This window comes from Microcystis sp. M_QC_C_20170808_M3Col (assembly GCF_007095505.1).
Classification (GTDB): Bacteria; Cyanobacteriota; Cyanobacteriia; order Cyanobacteriales; family Microcystaceae; genus Microcystis.
In genome coordinates, this window is the sequence record NZ_SFBY01000060.1 from 1 (window position 1) to 5,766 (window position 5,766).

Annotated in this window: 5 protein-coding genes; all 5 read right to left on the reverse strand. The window is 40.1% G+C overall.

Features of this window, described 5'->3' with window-relative positions; all coding sequences use genetic code 11:
* Positions 1-311: 311 nt before the first annotated feature.
* Positions 312-1,931 carry a S8 family serine peptidase gene (locus EWV84_RS03190; protein ID WP_287076416.1) on the reverse strand — a complete coding sequence of 540 codons (1,620 nt, stop codon included), beginning with the start codon at positions 1,929-1,931 and terminating at the stop codon, positions 312-314.
* Between the two features lie 43 nt (positions 1,932-1,974).
* Entirely contained in the window at positions 1,975-3,060 is a 1,086-nt protein-coding gene (gene cax, locus EWV84_RS03195) for a calcium/proton exchanger (RefSeq protein WP_079208892.1), read from the reverse strand.
* Positions 3,057-3,518: a cupredoxin domain-containing protein gene (locus tag EWV84_RS03200; RefSeq protein ID WP_286824952.1), complete on the reverse strand. Its 462-nt coding sequence runs from the start codon at positions 3,516-3,518 to the stop codon at positions 3,057-3,059. Before EWV84_RS03200 ends, cax begins: the two co-directional genes overlap by 4 nt.
* A 162-nt stretch (positions 3,519-3,680) precedes the next feature.
* A complete protein-coding gene (locus EWV84_RS03205) occupies positions 3,681-3,989 on the reverse strand; it encodes a DUF6679 family protein (protein WP_002735547.1) in 309 nt (102 codons plus the stop codon).
* 533 nt (positions 3,990-4,522) lie between these two features.
* Entirely contained in the window at positions 4,523-5,644 is a 1,122-nt protein-coding gene (locus EWV84_RS03210; RefSeq protein WP_323801805.1) for a P-loop NTPase fold protein, read from the reverse strand.
* Positions 5,645-5,766 lie beyond the last annotated feature (122 nt).

A 5,766-nucleotide genomic window follows, 5' to 3' on the forward strand; every position in this document is an offset into this window, starting at 1 on the left:
AACTTAAACTAATAAAACGGAGAGCCTATGGCTTTAGAAACTTTCGGAATTTTTGGGTTAGAAGTATGTTGTCTTGGCATCTTGTCTGTTGATTTAGCATAAAGGGTAACGAAGAGCCGCATTACTCTGGATAATAAAAAGCTTATTGGGACTATTATTCGGGAGAACCTCTCAATAACCGCTGGAAGCTGTGCCAAAGAAAAATCAAAGTCCTGTAGGGGTTGCCATGGGGTAGAGAATCTGGCTTTAAAAACCCGCTCTTTTCTCCCCACTCTCCTATACTTTTTAAACAGGATTTACTATCATTTCTATTATTCGGGTACTGTCCACCAAGCGAGAGCAAAAGCCTGTTCTTTCTCGTTAACTTGCTGACGATATTGAACCCGAATTTTATACTTTCCAGAGGTAGGAATAGGACAAAAAATATGCTCTAAACTATCACTATCACTCAGGGAAGCACAGGTGTATTTAGTATTATTATCCTCTTGGGCAGGTAAAAGATAAACATCTAAATTATTCAGTCCGCGATCTCGGAAACTTTCATCGATATCATAGAGATTATTGCGATTAGTATCGATTAATTCTACCAAACGATCCCATGCTAAAGTTATCGAGACAAAACTATTAGCTTTTAATGGCTTCTCTAGGGCATAATCTTGATAATCATTAGCGGTAACTGTACCGTAATCCCAACCAATAGCAGCAATAGATTCTGTGGCTGACCATTGACCATTACTAAACTGTGTGTAGGTGCGAAAAGTGTTAAGATGTCCCGTACCCATCTGCATATCTAAAGGAATTTTCGGGTCTTTATAAGCATCGGACTCTAACCAAGTTTTTTGGTCTTTAGTTAAGACCGTCCGTCTCATACCTAACCGTAAGCCATCACCCGTATCTTTAATTTTATCGGCAGCATTAAGCATGACTGCTTTCATCACTTGATGATGACGAGAATCGAGACTCCAATGGGGATTTTTTTGGTTAATTTGTTGATCGCCGTATTCTTGTAAAAGTGCCACCGATGCCGTAATATGAGGAGCGGCGAAACTGGTGCCACTAACAGTATTTAATTTACCTTTGAGGTCATAAAGCTCTATTTTATTGCCAGGGGCAACTAAATTAATTGACCGTCGCGAACCATCATTAATTTCCCGTTTAATTAAACTGCGGCCAATACCCACCGGCAAAGCACTAATATTAGCAAAATCAACTTTAGTAAATTTTCCTTCTCTTTTGGCTGTATAAGCGGTGGTAATGCCGTTAAAATGATCGGTGGGAATGGGAATTCCTCCCTTACCTTGATTGCCAGCAATTACATAAAGAACATCATCAACTCGCGATGACCAATCAACACATTGAGTTAATAAAGCTTGACCATCTAATTTTGCTTCCTGTCTTTGATCTCTTTGCAAAGATTCCCCAAAACTAAAGTTAATCGCGCGCACATCACCGCTATTTTGTCGGGCAATATTTTGACTAGCAAGACATTCTTCCGGTTGTCCGCCGCGTCGCAAAGAACCCACCGCACCCGAATATAATCTCGCTTTTGGGGCAACTCCGGGGATTTTTTTATCATCACTGACCATCACCGTTGCCACCATAGCGGCGTGATTATCGAGATAGGTGTTGGGTTTGGCAATTTGATCGCGAAAAAAAACACCGGCTAATTTATAGGGAGGTTGCCAAGCTGCCACTTTATCATAACCGAACTGAGCCGGTCGGCCGATTTCCACTTGACCGATGGCAATTTTTCGTCCTAATAAATTATAGGGTTCCGCCCGCAGGCGATCGGCATAAATTCCCTGTTCACCGATGGAATTAGAAAGAACTAGGGAAGGAAGCAGAATTATCGTTACTACTAACCCGACGACAAACCAAAACCCTCTTTTCATCATCAGCAATCCTGCGGCGGTAAGGTGATACCGATCCATTCTAAGACAGAAATCTCAGAAAATACCCAAATCTCTTTTTTTGCTAGGCGGGATGGTAATAAAAAGCCACTGCCAAGATTAAATAGGTGGCTAGTAATAGGGTTCCATCTAACCAATTGGAACGACCAGTAAAGCTGATTAAATTAGTGACAACCACTGCGACAATCAAAGCCACCACGTTAAAGGGATTAAAATTTAAATCCATCGGTTGCTGCCAAAATTGACCGATAAAAACTAATAAAGGGGCTACGAATAAAGCCACCAATAAACTATCACCCATAGCCACGGAAACCGTTAAATCCATCTGATTTTTTAGGGCTAATTGAGTGACGGTAACTATTCCAGAAACATCGCTAATTAAAGGGATGAAAATCACCCCGATAAAGAGAGGAGTGAGATTAAATCCTTCCATAACCGATTCCACTACATCAACAAATAAATCCGACTCATAAGCTACAGCTACGGTGGAAGTAAGCAGCACAAGTAACCAAATCCAGACTTGAGCTTTTTCTTCCTCACTAACCTGATTGTCAGGGGTATTTTCATTACTTAATCCCACTTCGTAGAGATAACTATGGGTTTTGAGGGAAAATAATAAAGTTAACCCGTAAACTATTAATAAAACCGTGGCAGTGACTAGGGAAAGACTGAGAATATCGGCAACTTCCACCACGTTAGAAGTATATATTACCAAAGTTGGTAAAGCGATCGCTATTACTGCTAAAGTCATGGAAGAACCATTTACCCGCGCTAAAATCGGTTTAAATTCTTGCTCTTTGTAGCGAATTCCTCCCGTGAGCATTCCCATGCCCATAAATAATAATAAGTCGCTGAGAATACTACCAGTAATACTGGCTTGTACGATGTCCACCAAGCCTTTTTTTAGGGCAATTAAGGCAATAACTAAAGTGGTAGTATTGCCGAAGATAGCATTAACTAATCCTCCCAAAGTTGGCCCGGTGACTACGGCAACTCTTTCCACAGACGTACTTAACCAAATTGACAGGGGAATGATCGATAAAGCGGCAGTGATAAAAATAGCTTGATCTCCCCAATTAAGACGACTAGCGACCACCGATAGGGGAATAAATAATAGGAAAGCAAAGGAGACAATTTTTCTTAAATTCATGGGTTATTAATGGCGATTTCTCCCACCATTCCCGCTGCAGCATGACCCGGAATAGTACAGATTAATTGATACTTACCGGTTTTGAGAGGAACTATTACCCATTCTGCTTGTGCATTAGGTTTTAATTCTAGTTCGTGAATCGCCCCTTTAATCTCCACTTTTCCCGCTTCAACTTTCTGCGTCCAACTAGCATCGGCGAAGTCTTTAGCGGTAAAATAATGTTTAGTGGGACTGGGATTATCGAGAATTAATTTGTATTTTTGTCCAGCAATAAAGTTTAATTGACTAGGAAAGAATTTTAATTCTCCTTGTCCGGATCCTAGACTAATTTTAACTTCTAGAGGGGCGGAGCCGGCGAAGGCCGGAAAAGTCACTAACCAACAACTAACTAAAACTATTACTACTGCCACAAATTTTTGATAGATATCCTTGGCAGCGACGTAGGGATTAGAATTCATTTTGCTCCTCTGGCTTATAATAGAGAAAATCTGGCGGCTTTGACGATAATTTTAGAACAAGCGGTGATTCTTACTGGCTCTCTTCCTTTCCATCCCCTAAAAGTCCCTTGGCCATTGTTAAAACCTCGGGACTTCTAGCCACTGTCAGTTAAATCGACAAAATTAATCTAAGCTATCGGGAGAATGGGGATAAAGTTGTTCTGCTTCTGGACAATCTTCCGAGACATTAATATCAGGATTCGTCCGCGACACCGAGGCCAGTTTTCTGCTAACCGCACCAATACTTTCTAAACGCACCATTTCTTCCCAAGAACTAATCTCGTCTTCTTCTTCTGTTTCGTAGCGAATGGTGACGAGATCGCTTTCTAGATCGATAATACGAGCATTATCAATCCATCTTTGCTGATCGCGCAAGAAAATGCAGACTTCCTGACCATCCATACAGAATTGATAAATCTTGCGGTGTAACATATAATTGCTCCTAAACAGCTTCTTTTGTTGAATTCAACTAACGGGAAGTTACAAAATGCCAATCTCGGCAATAGCTCAAGAATTCCCGGGGATAAGACAAAAGGGAGGAAAATTCCGCTAGTAGTGGCAAGAATGGGTAAGAAAAGTCAGGTTTCCAGTTTGGGACTACGTTCTTCAAAGACATCGATTCGATTAATAGACGGCCTCGGCGATTCACTAAAAAACCGCCCTTATAGAGTCATTGTGACATAAATTTTCACTTCCTAACAGTATTCCTGGATGGAATCGGGAATAAGGTTTAGGGATGAGGTTAGAGGCCAAATTTCAACCCCCCGACATTTGAGATAAAAAATGGCTGTGAGCTTACAGCTACTTCAGGGTAAGCGCATCTTAACAATCCTTGACAAAATGAACTTTATGTGAGTTGCTTACCCTGAAAGCACTTCAGGCATATTTGAGGAGAATTTGCCATCTCAATTGTCAATAGCGTTTGAGATGCGCTCACCTTGTACATCGAAGGAGCTATTTATTATTTACTCAGACTGAGACTCAGGGAGTAACTTAGGTTGAAATAATTGGGAAGGAACAAAACGAAAACCGCTTTGATCTTCTTGACGAATTAATAATCCTTGTTCTTCCATCGATTTAAGTTGGGGCAAGAGAGAAACAAAGGTTATAGCATCAAGTTTATCCAAAGTTTGATCAGAAATATTCTCACTAATGCCACCGGCTTGATGAGCAACGTATAATAAATGACGAAACTGAGGACTTAAATAATCAGTAAAGTCTTTTTGAAGGATTTGCCAAATTGAATCAAAAGCAGTTTCATCAATAATTTCATATGCTGCTGAAGCAGCTTGCCGTAATACTTTTTCACAGATAGTATTCAGTTCTCGAGGAATTCCTTGAGCGTAACCCGTAATTAAATTGATGACTTCTTCTGTGAAAGGATAGGGATCATTTCGCTGTTCGTTTCTGGCACTATTAAGATAATTAATAGCAATGTGACGTAAATCATCTTGACTCATGGGTTCAAGGGGAATATCTTCAGAAAAGATACCAAGGGCTTTTAAAGTTGCTTCTTGAAGCTCGGTAAAGCCTCTTCCTGTCATGATAAATCCTCGATGTTTTCCCATCCGAAATAAATCTAAACTACTTTCTAAAATTGTCTGGACAACAATGGGGTCTTTTTTGTCAAAATCATCAATAGCAATAACAATACGAGAATAAATTTCTTCGGCTCTATCTAATAAACGAATGAGTAAAGGATAGGGATCAGCATTGGCGGTGGGAGTCAGTTGATTAGCAGGGGATTCTTCCTTTTTGCCAAAGGATAAAAAGCCTAATTTAACTTGTCCTTCAGTAGTGGTTTTATTGCGTTGGATGGAATACCCTAAAAGTGTATTAGCAATGTCTTTTGATTCTTGATCACTATCCGCTAAACTATCGGCTACAGCTAATAATAAAGCACGATAAAATTCCGTGGAACTTTCCCCAGGAATGCTACTTAAATAAAGCACTAACATTTTTTCATTTAGTTCCGCTACTTCCTGTTGTAACTGATGAATTAAATTAAAAATTAAGGCAGTTTTATCAATACCCCAAGCTCCCCTAACTAAGATATTACGTCCTTCATAGAGGGTCGGAATAACTATATCTAACTCACCGTTCGCTTATTTTTTGAGGTCAGGTAACGAAAATATGGCTGAAAAGCTGACCCCGTAAAGGATTGAGCGAACGTTACTGACCCATTTTTATCCATCAGCAAAGAAGTCAG